This window comes from Nonomuraea sp. NPDC050451, assembly GCF_044458585.1.
This window is the reverse complement of record NZ_JBITHZ010000023.1, coordinates 142,425-157,959: the sequence shown is the minus strand read 5'-3', so window position 1 is coordinate 157,959 and position 15,535 is coordinate 142,425. Positions and strand designations below refer to the sequence as shown.

The following is a 15,535-nucleotide window of genomic DNA, read 5'->3' as shown; positions in this document are numbered from 1 at the left end:
GTTACATGGACGACGCCATCTGGGATCTGCCTGTTCGCGGGCAGCTGCCCGCCGGACCCGATCCCGTCCTCGTGGAAGGGTTGAAGCGGATCAGCTCGGCCACCGCCTGCGCCAAGCTGCACGCCCAGGGCATCCGGCGGACCTTCATCGAGGGACCGCGTCCCATCGCCCAGGGGCTGAAGATCGCCGGGCGGGTCCGCACGCTGCAGTTCATGCCGCAGCGCGAGGACATCGCCTCCGGGCTCGGCCAGGAGTACGTCGAGCGGCACACCGCGCTGTGGGCCGTGCTGGAGACGATCGAGCCCGGCGACGTGCTGCTCGTGCAGGCGTACGGCAGCGCCTACACCGGTTGCTTCGGCGACATGCTGGTGCGCTACTTCAAGCGCAAGGGCGGCGCGGGCATCGTCGTGGACGGCCGGATCCGGGACCTGCCCCGGGTGAGCGGCATCGGGCTGCCGCTCTGGACGACGGGCGCGACCCCTCATTACGCCTCGCAGGCGGAGCTGTTCCCGTGGGCCTACGACGTGCCGATCGCCGTGGGCGGGGCGCTCGCGCTGCCCGGCGACCTGTGCGTGGCCGACGACGACGGCGCCGTGGTCGTGCCGCGCAGGCGCGCCGCGTCGGTGCTCGAGGCCGCCGCCGACCACGAGCAGTGGGAGCGCTACAGCCGCGCCCGCATCGAGGAGGGCGGGGCGCTTTCTGACTACTACCCACTCACCCCCGAGACCCGCGCCGAGTACGAGCGGTGGCGGGAAGTTAAGGAGAGCCAGTGATCCTCAGGTCCCTGGGCGCGGTCGTCTTACTCCTGGGCGGGCTGACGACCCCGACCCCGGCGGCTGCCGCCAAGACGTGCGACTATTTCGTCTCCCCCTCAGGCGGCGACCGCGGCGACGGCAGCGCCCAGCGCCCGTGGAAGTCCATCGAACAGGCCCGCGACCAGCTCCGGGCCAAGAAGAAGTACCACCAGAACTGCGACATCGTGGTCAACCTCAAGACCGGTGACTACGTGGTCGACAAGACGATCACCTTCACCGAGGCCGACTCCGGCGAGAACGGCCACAAGATCATCTACCGCAGCGCCGATGGCCCGGGCAAGGCCAGGCTGCTCGGGGCCAGGCCGCTGACCGGCTGGCAGAAGTACGACGACAACATCTACAAGACCAAGGTCGACCGGAACTTCTACACGCTCTTCGAGGACGGCAAGCGCGCCACCACCGCCCGCTTCCCCAACAGGACCAGCGACGACCTCTGGTCGCCGTACCTGTTCTCGGTGCTGCCCGAGGCGGAGTACCAGGCCGTGCACAACTGGCTCTTCTTCGACGCCAAGGACGTCCCGAAGGAGTGGGACGCCGACTTCGACAAGAACTCCCAGATGGTCGTCTGGTCGGGCGGGTCGTGGAGCTGGTTCACCGACACCGTGCCGCTCGGCGGGGCCGACTTCCGCAAGAACTTCTTCACGCTCAACTACGACGCCCGCTTCAGCCTCGTCAACAGCCGCAGCGGCTCGCGCTACTTCCTGCAGAACACGCTGCGCTTCCTCGACCAGCCGGGCGAGTACTACTTCGACTTCGCCAACAGCGAGGTCTACTACTGGCCGAAGGGCTCGATCGACAAGGTCGTGGCGCCCACCGTCAAGACGCTCATCTCGCTGGCCGGGTCCTCGCCCGAGCGGCGGGTGCAGAACCTCGTCTTCGACGGGCTGGCGCTGCAGTACTCCGACTTCGTCGACTGGTACCGCTACGGGTGGAACGGCCCCGGCGACTCGGGCTACGAGCACAAGTACCCGATCTACGACCGGCAGATCGAGATGCCGCGCAACCGGTTCGGCATGATCACCGTGACGAACTCCCGCGACATCGACCTGACCAGGCTGCACCTGTCCGACAGCGGCTACACGGGCGTCTTCCTGCTCTTCGCCAACGAGCGCGTCAAGGTGACGGACAGCCTGCTGGACAACATCGGCGGCGACGGCATCAAGGTGGAGGGCGGCTATCCCGGCGAGGGCGACATCACCGGGCACCACACGTTCGCCAACAACTACATCTACCACGTCGGTGAGCTGGTGCCCGGCGACGCGGCCGGCATCGAGCTGATGAACACCGGCAACAACCAGGTCAGCAACATCGTGGTCAAGCACAGCGCCCGCTACGGCATCAGCCTGGAGGTCCGCCCCGAGATCAAGAACGAGGACAACTACGCCCGCAACAACAGGTTCTCCTACATCCGCCTGGAGGAGACCGGCCTCGACAGCGGCGACATGGGCGCCTTCTACACCTACGGCGTGCACAACGTCGAACCGCACCCGATCGACAACCACGTCTCGCAGATGGTGATCGGCGACGTCCTCAACGACCCGGCCGGGCAGATGCCGGACTCCGGCACGCGCGGCGTCCACATGGACGCGGGCGGCTGCGGGTTCTCGATCGAGAACGTCGAGGTGGGCAAGGTCAGCGACGACAAGTACCAGGCCTACAAGTGCAACGACGTCAAGAACGCCAACTGGGCGGACGGCTTCGACACCTCGAAGATGGAGTACGACAAGATCGGTGTGACGAGCGCGTTCCCGTACCCGATCCCCAGCTAGACGCGGTCGCGAGGGTCCGGCCCGGCCGGGCCCTCGCCCCGGGCCTCCGAGCAGCCTGTGTCCCGCGTGCCGTCGCGCGGGCGTCGCACCCCCTGGAGCGCACGCATCATGGACGACCTCTCCCGCCGTGGCTTCCTCTTCACCGCGACCCTCGCCGTCACCCTCCCCTCCGGCTCGCCCGTCTCCGCCGCCGGTCCCCCGGGGGCCGGGTGGTTCGCGCGGCCGCGCCGGGCCGTGCGGCCGATGGTGCGCTGGTGGTGGCCCGACGCCCACGTCGATCCCGCCGAGATCCGGCGGGAGGTGGACGAGCTCGCGGACGCCGGGTTCGGCGGGGCGGAGATCGCGGCGGTGCACCACAGCATCCGCGACAAGTCCCTGCTGGACCCGGCCGGGCACGGCTGGGGCACCCCCGCCTGGAACGCCGCCGTCGAGGCCGCGCTCGACCAGGCGGCCCGGCGCGGGCTGACCATCGACCTCACCATCGGCCCCTCGTGGCCGGCCGCCGTCCCCACGATCACGCCCGAGCACCCGGCCGCGGTCAAGGAGCTGGCGCACGGCTCGGTCACCGTGGCCGGGGGCGCCACGTACGCGGGCGAGGTGCCGCCGCCCGCCGTCGCCGGGCATCCCGCGCACACGCTGCTGCTGGTCCAGGCGGCCCGGCTCGACCCCGCGAACTCCACCCGCAAGGAGACCGGCCTCGATCCCGGCTCGGTGGTACGGGTGCCCGTGAGCGACGGGCGCGTCGACTGGACGGCGCCCGCCGGGGGCGAGTGGGTGCTGATCGCGTACTGGGAGCGGGGCTCGGGCCAGCGCCCCGAGTCCGGCCCGCACACCGTGCCCGAGGCGTACGTGGTGGACCACTTCAGCCGGGCGGGCACCAGGGCGCTGATCGACTACTGGGAGTCCACGCTGCTCACGCCCACCGTGCGCAGGCTGCTGAAGCGGGCGGGCGGTGCGCTGTTCGAGGACTCCATCGAGATCGAGAGCGACGCGCTGCCGTGGACGCCGGGGCTGCTCGCGGAGTTCGAGCGGCGGCGGGGGTACTCCCTGGCGCCGTTCCTGCCGGTGGTGGTGCTGGCGGAGGAGGATCCGGTCTTCGCGTACGACGCCGTGCTGACCAGGCATGCCCGTAAGGACTACTGGGACACGGTGTCCGAGCTGTTCAACGAGCACCACTTCGGGATGCTGCGCGACTGGGCGCATTCGATCGGCCTCGAGCTGCGGGCGCAGCCGTACGGGCTGCAGACCGATGCCATCGCCGCCGCGGCAATCCTCGACGTGGCCGAAGGTGAGTCGCTCGGTTTCAAGAACCTCGACGACTACCGCTGCCTGGCCGCTGGCAGGGACCTGGCGGGGCGCGAGGTGCTGTCGTGCGAGGCGGGGGCGTACGCGGGCGGGGCGTACACCACGACCTGGACGAAGCTGCTGCGTACGATGGGGGGCGCGTACGCGGCGGGGCTCAACCAGACCGTTCTGCACGGCTTCTCCTACGCCACGGCGCCGGGCGCGGCCTGGCCCGGGTTCGCCGCCTTCACCCCCTACTCAGGGACGGCCGGCTACGCCGAGTCCTGGGGGCCCCGCCAGCCTACGTGGCGGCACATCACCGATATTTCCGGATATTTCGCTCGCGTTCACCTGGTCCTGCGGGAGGGCGTTCCGCGCGCGGACGTGGCGGTGCTGCGGCAGACCGGCTACACCAAGACCGGCATCGGCGCCGGCTGGTTCACCGCGAGCGGCGTCCCCACCGGGTGGACCCACCAGTTCGTCAGCGCACCCCTGCTCGACCTGCCGTCCGCCCGCGTCTCGGGCCGCCGGCTGGCGCCTTCCGGGCCTGCCTACAAGGCGCTTTTCGTGGAGGGCGACCGCTTCTACGCCTCCGAGTGCACGATGACGGTCGCGGTGGCGCGGCGGCTGCTGTCGTACGCGCGGGCCGGGCTGCCCGTCGTGCTCCTCGGCGCGTGGCGGTCGGCCTCGGTGCCGGGGGTGGCCCAGGAGGGGGAGAACGAGCGGCTTCGAGCGGTTCTGACCGACCTGCTGGCCGAGCCGTCCGTCCGGCTCATCGCCGACCAGGCGGAGGTCCCGGGCGCGCTCGCCGCCCTCGGCGTGCGGCCCGACATCCGGTACGCCACCGCGTCCACACTGCTGGCGGCCCGCCGGGTGGCCGGCGAGGTGGACTACTACTACCTGTGCAACGGCAAGCACACCGAGAACCCGAAGCCACCGGTCGCGCCCATCGACCACGACGTCACGCTGGCACGCACGGCGCGGGACGGCGTCCCGTACCTCCTGGACCCGTGGACCGGCCGCGCCGAACGGCTGGCGCTCTATGCGGCGGACGCCGACGGGATCCGGCTGCGGGTGAAGCTACGGCCGGGCGAGTCGAAGGTGCTGGCCATCGGCCGCCCCGGCCTCTTCGGCACCGAACCGGTCAAGGGACCTCACGCCGTGTCGACGGACGCCGACCTGGTGAGGTACGACAAGGGCACGCTGGTGGTGCGCGCCTCCCGCGCCGGCACCTACACGACCACCCTGTCCGACGGCCGCACCGTCACCACCGTGATCGGCCCGGTCCCCGAGCCGGTGGCCCTGTCGTCATGGCGGCTGGAGGTCGCCGACTGGCGCCCGGACGGCACGACCACGCACCGGCTGACCCTCGACCACCTGACCCCCTGGTCGGACATCCCCGACCTGGCCGACACATCCGGCATCGGCCTCTACACCACCGACGTACAGCTGGAGGGCGGGGCCTACCTGGAACTCGGCGCGGTCACCGACACCTGCCGCGTACTCGCCGACGGCCGCCCCCTGGACCCCGTGAACCAGCTCAACCCGGTCATGGACCTCGGCCGGGGCGTCCGCACCCTGCAGGTGGAAGTGGCCACCCCCCTCGGCAACCGCCTCAGAGTGACGGACCCGCCGATCTACGGCGGCCTGACCCGCCAGCCCTACGGCCTCCTCGGCCCGGCCCGCCTCATCCCTTACGGCGAGGCCCGCCTTCGGATCAGGGGGTAGACGAGGGCTCGGGGGTGCCGTCGGGCCACAGGCAGGTGGAGGTGGAGCCCAGCGTGAGCACATCACCCTCCGTCCAACCGATGGTGATGAAGAAGTCGTCGGGCCGGGAGCGCCCATAGAGTTGCAGGCCGTTGTCGGACTGGGCCTCGATGGAGTGGCCTTGGCTTTGCCAGTACGCCTTCACCTGGGCGATCACCTCCTTGAGCGAGTCCTTGGGCAGGCCGCGCAGATAGTAAGTGCGGTTGATGATGAGCCGATCTTCGGAGCCTCCGTCGAGCGGGTCCAAGCAGAGGCTGTCGTTGAGGCTGGGCTGGTGCAGCTCCAGTTCGGGCTTGGGACGCATGATGGCGACGGTCCCGTTGATGAGCTGCTCAATGCGAGCCAGTGCCTGAGCCTTGGTGATCGTCGGCTTGTCGGCCGATGCGTTCATCGCTCCTCCTAGAGCTCCGCCGGGCGCGCACCCGGCGACGAGAACCGCGGCTGCGATGACCAACCTGACGGAGCGGAACATCTAGTCTCCTGGCGGGGTAGGCGAGGGCTGCGGAGCGGGCGACGGTGGGGACACGGGTTCCGGAGAAGGGCGGGCCGGAGGTGGCGACGGCGTCGGCAAGGGCGTCGGAGTCGGCACCTGCTTCGGCGTCGGCAGCTTCGTCACTTGGTCATACCGACCAGCGATGATGAATCCCATGTTCCTCAGCGAGACCGACTCATCGTTCCAGTAATCGGAGTGTGTCCCGATGTCGTACCCGGTGAAACTCAGGAAGCCCGAAACCGGCGTGGGGCTGACAACAAAGCGGTTGGCGCCGAAGGCGATGTTGCTGGGGTCGGTGCCGAAGGGGCCGGGGCCGTTCGGGAAGGCGGGTTGCAGGGCGCCCGAGACCGGGTCCCGCCCGCCGCTCACCGGAAGATGCCCCAGGTCGGCCACCGGGTCCTGTGGCGACTCCCCCACCCACACCTGCTTGACCCCCAGATCGCTCGCCTGCATCGCCATCGTCCCCGGACTGCCCACGAGGATGAGCTGATCGGCGAACGCCCCCTTCCGCGTCTGGGCGGCGATGCCGGTTACCACGCTGCCGTAGCTGTGGCCGAGAACGGTGAACCGTGGGGTGCCGGCCGCCTGGTGCGTGGCGTGCAGGCCGTCCAGGAAACTGGCCAGCGGGCCGGCTCCCGCCTGGGCGAGATGGGATGAGGCCACGGAGGTGTCCGCCCGGAGAATCCCGGCGTCGAGTTGGGGGGCCGTGTAGCCGAGCCAGAGGATCGAGGCGGTCTTCGTACGGGGGGCCGAACGGCTCGCCTGGTCCCAGAGGGTTCCGGCGCGGGCCACGTCTGCGCCGATCCCCTCCAGAGTGCTGCCCGTGCCCGGCACGGAGGTGACCACCGAGTCGGCCTTGTCGGGGTCGCCGAAGGAGATGGCGGTCTTGCCGAGCCCGCCCAGTTCGAGGGCGAGCAGGAAGGCGGGCGGGCGGCCGTTGACCCCGCCCAGGGCCAGGCTCTTGGTGACGGCTTCGATCTGCCGCTGCTGCTTGTCCAGCTCTTCGATCTCGCGGCGCGTGGTCATCCGCCGCCACGCGTCCGCCACGATGATCCCCTTCGCCAGGGACTCGTCCAGGGCCCGGAGCTCCGCCAGCCGCTTGGCGACGGCGTCCTTCCGCATGGCCAGGTAGGCGCGGTTCGCGTGGTCGCGGGTGGCGGCGGGCACGCCGTTGAGCGAGCCGACCAGTTGCGGCGCGGCGTCGACGATCCGTCGGCGGGCGGCCGGGTCGAGCAGCTGCCACCAGGCGCTGACCCGGGCGGCGAGGGTCGGGTCCTTGCCGGTGTTCTGCGTCGCCACCAGCTTCTCCAGCGCCGAGGTGTCGCCGGCCGCGGCGGCGGACAGGACGTCGCCGATGGGCCCCGGGGCGGGGGCGGACCCGCCGAACAGCCCGAAGCCGAGCACGGCCGCGGTGGCAGCCTCTCCGCCGGGGCGACGCTGGAGCACGGTCAGCCGTCTGCGCAGGTCGACGACCTGTCCGGCGGCCCAGGCGCCCACGTTCCCGACCTGCTCGGCGGGCGCGGCGGTGCCACCCGCTGAACCCAGCGCCGCCGAGAGCAGGCCGCCTGCGGCGGGGAGTTCGTGCCCGGCGCGCTCCAGGTCCGCCACCAGGCGGGTCATCGCCTCCACGTCCATCCCGGCGTGGCCGCCGCGCGCGGACGGGGCGGCGGCGAGCGGGGTGGACAGCGACGGCGGGGCGGCGTGCCCGCCGAGGGCGCGGATACGGTCGGCGATCTGCGCGGCCGCGCTCTCGAAAGCACGCTGCAACCGGGCCCGCTGGTCACCCATGGCCTGCGTGAACGGGCCCGCGCCGCCGCCGACCCAGGCGTGTGCCGCCATGTAACGCATGCCGGAGTCGAGCGCGCCGACGTGATCGCCGGCCAGTCGCACCACCCGGGCCAGGGCCTCCTCCAACCCTGCGGTGTCACCTGCCACAACCTCGTACGGTGACACAGCCCTCACCGTACGGCGGCACGCCATAACCAGCCGTTATCGGCTGTGAGCGCTGAGTGGCCGGGCGCCGCCCACCCGCGGACCTGTATGGGGTGCTCCGGCCCATAAGCTGGTTTCGTGAATGCCGGAGTGAGACGCGAGTGGTGACGCGCAACGACGTGGCGCGGCTGGCGGGCACCTCGCCCGCCGTGGTCAGCTACGTGATCAACAACGGGCCCCGGCCGGTCTCGGAGTCGGCCCGGCAGCGTGTGCTGGACGCCATCAAGCAGCTCGGCTACCGCCCCAACGCGGTGGCCAGGTCGCTGCGCTCGCGGCGCTCGTGGACCATCGGGGTGATCGCCTCCGACAGCGCCGGCGGGAAGAGTCCCTTCTTCGGCCAGTTCACCCGGGCCTGCGAGGAGGTGGCCTGGCAGCGGGGCTACTCGGTGCTGTTCGGCAACTCCGCCGAGGATCCGGCGCGGGCGGAGGGCTATGTCATGCGGTTCCTGGAGCGGCAGGTCGACGGGCTCGTGCTGATGCGGGTGCCGGTCTCTGCCGATCAGGCCGAGGAGATGCGGGGACGCGTTCCGGTGGTCACCATCGACCACGCGGCGCCGCCGTTCTTCTCCCGGCTCGCGGTGGACGACGAGGAGGGCGGCTACCAGGCCACCAGGCACCTCCTGGAGCACGGCCACCGCCGCATCGGCTTCGTCGGCGGCCCGCTGGACATCACCCCCGTGCGGCTCAGGGCCGCGGGCTGGCGCCGCGCGCTCCAGGAGGCCGGTGCCGGGCTGACGGCGGACCTTGCCGAGGAGGGCGAGCTGGTCGAGGTGGGCGAGCTGAGCCTGGAGGGCGGCTACGAGGCCGCGCTCCGGCTGCTGTCATCGCCCTCGCGTCCGACGGCCCTGTTCGCCTCGATCGACGGCCAGGCCATCGGCGCGATGCGCGCCGCCGCCGATCTCGGGCTGCGGGTGCCCGGGGACGTGGCGGTGGTGGGGTTCGACGGGGCGCGGGAGGCCGCGTACACGGTGCCCGGGCTTTCGACGATCAGCCAGCCCATCGACGAGATGGCCCGCCACGCGACGGAGACGCTGGTCGGCGCCATCGAGTCGGAGGGCGTGGAGCCGGTCACCAAGATCTTCTCCGCCACCCTGGTCACCCGCGGCTCCTGCGGCTGCCCCGAGCCCCGCCTGCACCGCTGATCGCCCGACTGCGCATGCGGCGTCACGGCTCTTCCAGCGCGTACGCGACCGCCCGGGAGAGCTCGAGCCGCGTGCCGTCCCGGAAAGCCGCCGTGAACGCCTGAGCCCCCAACGCGCGGCGTGCCCGCTCGGCGCACTCCTGGTGCGATCTCGCCTGGTACGGCAGCCGCGTCGGAGAGGAGGCCACCGCCTCCCACAGGAGGTGGGCGGCGCCCAGCAGCCGGGCGGCCCGCTCGTACCGGCCACGCGCCCCGGCCGTCCAGGCCAGCGCCTCCAGGCACTGCGGAAGGCCCCACCGGTCGTCCGCGGCGCTCCAGCACGCGGTCACCTCCCGCATCCTGGCCTCGGTCTGCCGCCAATCGCCCTGCTCCCACCGGGCCATGCCGACCGCGTAGAGCGCGTAAGCGCGGAACAGGGTCGCGTTGCGCTTCTCGCACAATGTCACGAGCTCCTCGCCGTACTCGGCGGCCCGGTCCGGGCGCATCGTGGCCGCGAAGAGGGCGGCGAGATACAGGGTGACCCCCACGGCGTGGACGTCGCCCCTCGCCCAGTGCCGGGTGCGGGCCTCCTCCAGGAACGCGAGCCCGCCCTCGACGTCGCCCTCGGACAACGCCGCGACGCCGGAGAGCTGCACGGCGAACGCGAGCGCCGCCTCGTCCCTCAGCTGCCGCGCGAGCGCCAGGCACTCCCGCGCGTCGGCCGCCGCCGCGTCGCCCTGGTAGTGGGCGAGCAGCCCGTCGGCCCACAGGCCCATCGCCCGGGCGACGCTCGATCCGGGCACGAGCGCGAGGCCGCGCTTCAGCCAGTGCCGGCCTTCGCTGAGAGCACCGGCGACGAGCCAGTTGGCCCACAGCTCAGAGGCGATCTCCAGACCGGCGGGGGCGTCGCCGGGCCGGGCGAAGCAGAGGTCGAGGGCGACGCGCACGTTGGGCAGCTCTGGCTGGAGCACACGCATGCGATCGATCTGGTCCGGCTCCACCCGGTCCACGCGCACTCGCTCCGCCAGCCGGCGATAGTGGCCGATGTAGCGCTCGCGCAGCGCCTCCGCCTCCGCGGCGGGCAGTTGTTCGCGGCCGTACGCGCGGATGGTCTCCAGCATGCGGTGGCGGCCCCCGGCGCCGTGCGGCTCCGCGACGCCCAGGATGGACTTGTCCACCAGCCCCATCATCAGGTCCAGCACGTCCTCGCAGTCGAGCCCCTGCCCGGGGCAGACCGCTTCGGCGGTCTCCACATCCACACCCCCCGCGAACATCGACAGCCGCGCCCACAGCCGCCGCTCGCCGGGCGAGCACAGCTCGAAACTCCACTCCATGGTCGCCCGCAGGGTCTGGTGGCGGGCGAGCGTGCCGGGGCCGACCTCGGCCGGCACTTCCAGGCGCTGGTCGAGCTCGTTCACGAGGTCTTCCACCGATGTCGTCCGCAGCCGTACCGCCGCCAGCTCGATGGCCAGCGGAATCCCGTCCAGGCGCCGGGCCAGCCGGGCGACCGCGCGGGCGTTGGCCGCGTCGACGCGGAAGCCCGGCCGGATCGTCGCCGCCCGCTCCGTGAAGAGGCGCACCGCCTCACTCCGGGCGATGTCGCGGGTCCTGTCGCCGGGCCGCGGGATCGGCAAGGACGGCACCGGCAGCACCCGCTCGCCGTACACCCCGAGCGACTGCCGGCTGGTGGCCAGGATCTGCAGCCGCGAGGTGCCGCGCAGGAGCTGCTGCACCAGCCGGGCGCACGAGCCGAGCAGATGCTCGCAGTTGTCCAGCACCAGCAGCAGCTGCTTGTCCGCCAGATGCTCGATCAGCAGGGCCACGAGGTCCGGCGTGCGGTCGTGGATTCCCAGCGCGGCGGCCACGGCCGGGGCCAGCAGGTCCTCGTCGTCGATGGTGGCCAGCTCCACCAGCCGGACACCCTCCCGGTACCTCTGGGGCAGGATCTCGCTGATCCGTCGCGCCAGCCGGGTCTTGCCGACCCCGCCCACGCCGGTCAGGGTCAGCAAGCGGGTCTTGGTCAGGAGCCGCCTGACCTCGGCGATCTCGTGCCGCCGTCCGACGAAGCCGGGAATGTCGGCCTGCCGCCAGTCCGCCGCCGGCTCGTCGGCGTCCGGGGCGTTCCAGATCGTGTCTTCCACGGGCATGATCACTCGCCGCCGGGTGGCCCCTCGCCGCCGAGGCGGGCCTGCTCGGCGACCCAGCCGACGATCTGGGTCCTGGAGTTGAAGCCGAGTTTGCACAGAATGTGCTCAATGTGGCCCTCGACGGTGCGCTGGGCGATCACCAGCGCCGCCGCGATCTCCTTGTTCCTCATTCCACGGGCGATGAGCTGGGCGATCTCCGTCTCCCGTGGGGTGAGCGGGGTGTACTGGTTCGCCTCACCGGATGGGCCGGGAGAGGGCGCCTCCTCCATGAGGGCGTACGCGAGCGCCTGGTCAGGGGAGCGCTTGGCTCCTCGCTTGACGGCCGTCTGGAAGGCCTGTTCGCCGAGGGCATGACGGGTACGGGCCTCGCATTCGTCGTGGTACCGGATGAGGTGGCCGAATCCCAGCAGGGGCGCGCCGATCGCCTCCCAGACGTTGCGCAGAACGCCCAGCAACGTGCCGGCCCGCGCGTACTCCCCTTGTGAGGCGGCGATCCAGGCCAGCACCTCGATCGTGAGCCCGACGCCGACCGAGTCGCCCAGGGTGTGGAAGGCGCGCAGGCTTTCGTGCTCCAGGGCGGTCGCGCGCCGCACGTCGCCCTGGCGCCAGAGTTCGATGCCGAGCGCCGTCATCGTGTACGCCCGGTGCCAGCTCTCGCCATGGGCGTCGCAGATGGCGATGCCCTCCTCCGCGGCGGCGACGGCGCTTTCCGAGCCGCCGAGGAACGAGTGCGCGAGGCAGAGCCAGGTCAGTGCCTGGACCTCGCCCGCGGGGTCGCCGCCGGCGCGATGATGGGTCACCGCCTCCTCGAAGGACTTGATGGCCGATTCGGTGTCCCCCGCGTGCATGGCCACCATTCCGGAGTAGAGCGCGACGTAGCCGAGCACCGGCTCCAGTCCGAGCTTCTCGCCGAGCGTCCTGCTCTTGGCCAGCAGCCCGACGGCCGAGGCCTGATCGCCCTGGATGATCGCGAGCGAGCCGCATGCCCACAGCGCCCGGGCCCTGACCTCGGACCGGCCGGCGGCGTGCGCGAGTCCCTGTTCGAGCCAGTCGCGGCCTTCGCCCAGGTGGCTGCTGGTGATCCAGTGGTCGAGCAGGTCGCTCGCCATGTCGATGCAGAGCCCGGCGCGCTCGGCCTGGCAGTACTCCAGGGCGGTGCGCAGGTTGGGGTGCTCGACGCGCAGCCGGGTCAGCAGCTTGACCTGCGCGGGGCCGAACAACTGTGCCTGCGCCTCACGCGAGAGCCGGCGGTAGTAGTCGCGGTACCGGCGTTTCAGCTCCTGCTCCTGCCCGGAGGCCACGAGGTGCTCGCGCCCGTACTGCCGGATCGTGTCGAGGAGGCGGAATCGCACTCCGTACGGATGTTCCTCGCGGATCAGGACGGACTTCTCCACCAGGCCGATCATCAGATCGAGGATCTCGTCCCGGGCGATGCCGGCCCCGGCGCAGACGGCTTCGACCGCCTCCAGATCCAGGCTGCCGGTGAACACCGACAGGCTCGCCCACAGCCGGCGCTCGTCCTCGGTGCAGAGCCCGTGACTCCAGTCGATCAGGGCGCGCAGCGTCCGGTGGCGGGACACGGTGGCGCTCGATCCCGCGCTGAGCAGCCCGAACAGATCGTCCAACCGGTCGAGCAGCTGGTGGACCGAGAGAACGCGCAGCCGTACGACGGCGAGCTCGATGCCGAGCGGCAGACCGTCCAGGCGGCGGCAGATCTGCTCGATCAGCTCCTGGTTCTCGCTCGTGACGGTGAACCCGGGCAGCACGGCCGCGGCCCGCTCGGCGAAGAGCTGTACCGCGTCGGACATGGGGAGCGCCGTGTCGCGCTGGGGATCGCCGCCCGGCAGCGGCAACGTCGGCACGGGGAACGCCTGCTCGCCGACGGCTCCCAGCGGCTGCCGGCTGGTGGCCAGGATGCGCAGGTCAGGGGCGGAACGCAGCAGCAGCTGGGCCATCCTGGTGGACTCGTCGAGGACATGCTCGCAGTTGTCCAGGACGACCAGCGTCCGCCGCTCGCGCAGGTGCTCGGTGAGCACCTGGAGGGGCGGCCGGGCGGAGTGACTCTGGATCTTCAGTGCGGCGACCGTGGCCTGGGCCAGCAGTGCCGGGTTGTCCAGTTCGGCGAGTTCGACCAGCCAGACACCGTCGGGGAAGGCCCGTCGCAGGTCGGTGGCGACCCGCAGGGCCAGCCGGGTCTTGCCGACGCCGCCCGGACCGGTGAGGGTGACCATGCGGGCCTCGCACAGCAGCCGCTTGATCGCCGCTACTTCGTGCCGGCGCCCGATGAAACTGGTCACCTCCGCGGGCAGCCCGCCGGCGTACGTCTGCGCCGAGGTGCGCAACGTGGCAATGGTCATCGATGCCTCGCATCGGCTCAGGCGAGTGGGTCACCATACGCCGCCAAGAGCCGATATAACCAACATATGCCCATAACGGGTGCTGACCCCCCGCACAGTATGCCTGGTCAACGCCTATATCAGGATCGCGTACCGAATCATGGGCAACCTCGGCCTCGCGCATGGAACAAATTTTGTCGCTGAGTGTCTGACTCGTCACTTAACTGACCATGGCGGCGCTCTGATACGATCTTGGCCCACTTGACCGGCTGGAGGCTTGGTGGCCGAAGCGTTGGCCCTGTTGGCCGAGGACCCCAAAACGGTGGGGCCCTACCGCCTGGAAGGGCGGCTCGGGGTGGGCGGGCAGGGCACCGTCTACGTGGGGCGAGGCGGCGACGGCGTTCCGGTGGCGGTCAAGCTCCTGCACCCGCACCTGATGGCCGATCAGCGGGAGCAGAAACGGTTCCTGCTCGAGGTGGAGACCGCCAGGCGGGTGGCGCCCTTCTGCACGGCCCAGATCCTCGACTGCGGGTTTCTCGGGGGCCGGCCGTACATCGTCAGCGAGTTCGTCGACGGGCCGTCGCTGCATGCTGCCGTGCGCGACAACGGGCCGCGCGGGGCGGCCGCCCTGCAGCGGCTGGCGATCAACACCGCGACCGCCCTGATGGCCATCCACGAGGCGGGCGTGGTGCACCGCGACTTCAAGCCCGGCAACGTGCTGCTCGGGCCCGAGGGACCGGTCGTCATCGACTTCGGCATCGCCCGGGCGCTGGACCTCAGCCAGTCGGTCGTCAGCAGCCAGGCCATCGGCAGCCCCGCGTACATGGCGCCCGAGCAGATCTCCGGCGGCGCCGTCGGGCCCGCGGGCGACCTGTTCGCCTGGGGGGCGACCATGGTCTACGCGGCCACCGGGCAGCACGCCTTCACCGGCGAGTCCATCCCCGGCGTCCTGCACGCGATCCTGCAGGGCGAGCCGGACCTCGGCGGGCTGGACGGGGCGCTGCGGGCGCTGCTGGAGGAGTGCCTGTCCAAGGTTCCGGCCCAGCGGCCCACCGCCGCCCAGGTGATCGAACGCCTGCGCGCTCTTCCGTCCCCCGTCTGGCACACCGTTCCGGTGACCCGGCCGGGACGCCCCGCCGTCGCCGTTCAGGCAGCGGACAGCCGGCGGCGCGGCCTGATCATGGGTACGGCGGGCGCGGTCGTCCTCGTCGCCGCCGCGGCGGCCGGCTACTTCGCGCTCGCACCCGGCGCGCCCGGCGTGCCCGGCGACAAGGCGGCCGGGGCGACGGCGGCGGCGTCGATGCCCGTGGCGTCGCTGCCGGTGGCTGTGCCTTCCTCCAGCCCACCTGAAACGCCGGTCACGCAGGACACACCCGCCCCGGCCGCCACCAAACGGTCACTGTCAGCCGAGGTCGTGCCCAGCACGAGCGCCGTCCCGCGCGGCACGCCGAGCCCGAGCCGGAAACCGACGCGCACGAAAGCCCCGGTCGTCGAGCCCACCCAGAAGCCGACCAAGAAGCCGACCCGCAAGCCCACGACCAGCCCGACCAGGACGAGGCCGCCCACAAGCAACCCGCCGGCGCCCTCCCAGGGCTCGATCACCTTCAACGACGCCCATGAATACTGCAAAACGCAGGGCTACAGCATGGCCGCCGGCAACTGGGACTCCCTCTCGTGCTTCGGCATGACGAACAAGGCCATCACCGCGACGGCGGTGTGCCAGTGGAAGTACCAGGGCCGCGACGCGGTCGCCGAGCAGCCCCAGTTCGCGTATTCGCAGGAGACAACCTGCCGGTTGTCATAAGGCACAGC

9 protein-coding genes are annotated in these 15,535 nt (G+C 71.5%); 5 read left to right on the top strand and 4 right to left on the bottom strand.

What is annotated here, in order from left to right:
* Window positions 1-5: 5 nt before the first annotated feature.
* From ACIBI9_RS44970 to ACIBI9_RS44960, 3 genes are all read left to right on the top strand, one after another.
* A complete protein-coding gene (locus tag ACIBI9_RS44970) occupies window positions 6-773 on the top strand; it encodes a hypothetical protein (RefSeq protein WP_397232146.1) in 768 nt (255 codons plus the stop codon).
* Window positions 770-2,584, top strand: coding sequence for a right-handed parallel beta-helix repeat-containing protein (locus ACIBI9_RS44965; RefSeq protein ID WP_397232144.1), 1,815 nt, complete (start codon window positions 770-772; stop codon window positions 2,582-2,584). The genes ACIBI9_RS44970 and ACIBI9_RS44965 overlap by 4 nt, the downstream gene beginning before the upstream one ends.
* A gap of 108 nt (window positions 2,585-2,692) precedes the next feature.
* Window positions 2,693-5,596, top strand: coding sequence for a glycosyl hydrolase (locus tag ACIBI9_RS44960; protein ID WP_397232142.1), 2,904 nt, complete (start codon window positions 2,693-2,695; stop codon window positions 5,594-5,596).
* Here ACIBI9_RS44960 and ACIBI9_RS44955 read toward each other — a convergent pair.
* Entirely contained in the window at window positions 5,586-6,026 is a 441-nt protein-coding gene (locus ACIBI9_RS44955) for a hypothetical protein (protein ID WP_397232140.1), read from the bottom strand. The two genes, ACIBI9_RS44960 and ACIBI9_RS44955, sit on opposite strands and share 11 nt — an antisense overlap.
* Window positions 6,027-6,107: 81 nt before the next feature.
* Window positions 6,108-8,081: an alpha/beta hydrolase gene (locus ACIBI9_RS44950; RefSeq protein WP_397232138.1), complete on the bottom strand. Its 1,974-nt coding sequence runs from the start codon at window positions 8,079-8,081 to the stop codon at window positions 6,108-6,110.
* 143 nt (window positions 8,082-8,224) lie between these two features.
* Between ACIBI9_RS44950 and ACIBI9_RS44945 the strand changes: the two genes are divergently transcribed.
* Window positions 8,225-9,262: a LacI family DNA-binding transcriptional regulator gene (locus tag ACIBI9_RS44945; RefSeq protein WP_397232136.1), complete on the top strand. Its 1,038-nt coding sequence runs from the start codon at window positions 8,225-8,227 to the stop codon at window positions 9,260-9,262.
* A gap of 22 nt (window positions 9,263-9,284) precedes the next feature.
* Here the strand turns inward: ACIBI9_RS44945 and ACIBI9_RS44940 are convergent, their stop codons facing one another.
* Both ACIBI9_RS44940 and ACIBI9_RS44935 read right to left on the bottom strand, forming a co-directional pair.
* Window positions 9,285-11,387: an ATP-binding protein gene (locus ACIBI9_RS44940; RefSeq protein WP_397232134.1), complete on the bottom strand. Its 2,103-nt coding sequence runs from the start codon at window positions 11,385-11,387 to the stop codon at window positions 9,285-9,287.
* A 2-nt stretch (window positions 11,388-11,389) separates the two neighbouring features.
* Window positions 11,390-13,744 carry an ATP-binding protein gene (locus ACIBI9_RS44935; protein WP_397232132.1) on the bottom strand — a complete coding sequence of 785 codons (2,355 nt, stop codon included), beginning with the start codon at window positions 13,742-13,744 and terminating at the stop codon, window positions 11,390-11,392.
* A gap of 259 nt (window positions 13,745-14,003) precedes the next feature.
* Between ACIBI9_RS44935 and ACIBI9_RS44930 the strand changes: the two genes are divergently transcribed.
* Window positions 14,004-15,527, top strand: coding sequence for a serine/threonine protein kinase (locus tag ACIBI9_RS44930; RefSeq protein ID WP_397232130.1), 1,524 nt, complete (start codon window positions 14,004-14,006; stop codon window positions 15,525-15,527).
* The last annotated feature ends 8 nt before the right edge of the window (window positions 15,528-15,535 follow it).

Coding starts and splice junctions, on each gene's coding strand:
- ACIBI9_RS44970 (WP_397232146.1), top strand. CDS start 6: ATGGACGACGCCATCTGGGATCTGCCTGTTCGCGGGCAGCTGCCCGCC.
- ACIBI9_RS44960 (WP_397232142.1), top strand. CDS start 2,693: ATGGACGACCTCTCCCGCCGTGGCTTCCTCTTCACCGCGACCCTCGCC.
- ACIBI9_RS44955 (WP_397232140.1), bottom strand. CDS start 6,026: ATGAACGCATCGGCCGACAAGCCGACGATCACCAAGGCTCAGGCACTG.
- ACIBI9_RS44940 (WP_397232134.1), bottom strand. CDS start 11,387: ATGCCCGTGGAAGACACGATCTGGAACGCCCCGGACGCCGACGAGCCG.
- ACIBI9_RS44935 (WP_397232132.1), bottom strand. CDS start 13,744: ATGACCATTGCCACGTTGCGCACCTCGGCGCAGACGTACGCCGGCGGG.